The organism is Paraburkholderia sp. BR10923 (assembly GCF_040948765.1).
Classification (GTDB): domain Bacteria; phylum Pseudomonadota; class Gammaproteobacteria; order Burkholderiales; family Burkholderiaceae; genus Paraburkholderia; species Paraburkholderia youngii.
The window spans coordinates 1-670 of record NZ_JBFPKO010000147.1 but is presented as its reverse complement, the minus strand read 5'-3'; the positions used below and the strand labels follow the sequence as shown (position 1 = coordinate 670).

1 protein-coding gene is annotated in these 670 nt (G+C 61.2%); it reads left to right on the top strand.

Annotation, left to right across the window (positions count from 1 at the left end; genetic code table 11):
• The coding region (locus AB3X94_RS41835; protein WP_368614470.1) for a transposase at nucleotides 1-627 on the top strand (627 nt) is incomplete at its 5' end.
• Nucleotides 628-670: the final 43 nt, after the last annotated feature.

Sequence of the window (670 nt, the reverse complement as noted above, 5' to 3'; positions counted from 1 at the left end):
GTCACGCAGCGTTGCGAACAGCTGGCCCGACGTCTCGCGCGCGGCGAGACGATCAGTCTCATCGTCGACAGCACGGGATTGAGCTTTGGGCGGGCGAGCCAGTGGTACGAGGAAAAGTTCGCTCAGAGGGCCGCGCGCACGCCGTGGCGCAAGATGCATCTGTCGATCGACGCTGACATGAACGTACACGCGATCCGCATCACCACTACAGAAGTATCGGACAGCGAAGGAATGGACGCCGTGCTGCCCGCTGATGTGCCGATGGATCGGGTGATTGCCGATGGCGCGTACTACAGCATCGAGCGTACCGAAGCGCTTTCAGGCGCGGGCGTGACGCCCGTCATCCCACCGCCAGCTCACACTGTCGGACACGGCGAGGAGCGAACCCGCCGGCATGACCAGATCGTCAGATACATCGAGGACAAAGGCATCTATGCATTTCACAAGAAATACGGCTACGGTGTGCGCTCGCTGGTCGAGGCACAGATCTCGCGTATCAAGCGCTGCATCGGCGAGCGCCTGCTGACGCAGGAGCTTGCGTCGCAGGAAGGCGAAGGCGTAATCATCGCCAACCTGCTGAACCGGTGGAACGCCTTCGGCAAACCGGTTTGCGTCAAAAATGCATAGTCGCGTCCATGGCACGGGAACTCGTACCCATCCGGACAAAGCC